At 40.2% G+C, this 657-nt stretch carries 1 pseudogene; it reads left to right on the forward strand.

Going from position 1 to position 657, the window contains the following annotated elements:
• Positions 1–603, forward strand: a pseudogene (locus IEZ01_RS34480) (IS5-like element ISAha2 family transposase); the annotation flags it as partial.
• Positions 604–657 lie beyond the last annotated feature (54 nt).

Genomic DNA, 657 nt, shown 5'->3' on the forward strand with positions numbered 1-657 from the left:
AAAAGTAGTGATGGGCTACATCTACTCGTCGACTCAACTGGCTTAAAGTTTCTAGGTGAAGGTGAGTGGAAACGTAAGAAACATGGACCTGAATATCGTCGCCAATGGCGTAAGCTTCATATTGGCATCGATGCTGAAACCTTGCAAATACGTGCAGTACAGCTTACTACAAATAATGTGAGCGATTCGCAAGTACTCGGTGATTTACTTGCTCAAATTCCCTTAGATGAACGAATTGATTCGGTCTATACCGATGGTGCTTATGACACGAAGCACTGCAGACAAGTCATTCTAGATCGAGATGCACATGCGCTCATTCCGCCAAGAAAAAATGCAAAACCATGGAAAGATCAGAAATTGAGATCTTTAGAGCGGAATGAGTTACTGAAAACAGTTAAACGTTTAGGAAGAACGCTTTGGAAAAAATGGTCTGGTTATCATCGTCGAAGTTTAGTTGAAACCAAGATGCATTGCATCAAACTATTAGGTGATAAATTAACAGCAAGGAGTTTTTCTAGTCAGGTGAATGAGATTCATGCACGCATAGCCGTATTGAACAAATTTACAGAATTAGGTCGTCCTCATACCCAAGTTGTCACTTGAATTCTGTTCAAATGAGCAGAGTGTTATCTTTTAAATCTTTGTGCAACAAAGCCG

This window comes from Streptomyces purpureus (assembly GCF_014648195.1).
Lineage (GTDB): Bacteria > Actinomycetota > Actinomycetes > Streptomycetales > Streptomycetaceae > Streptomyces > Streptomyces purpureus.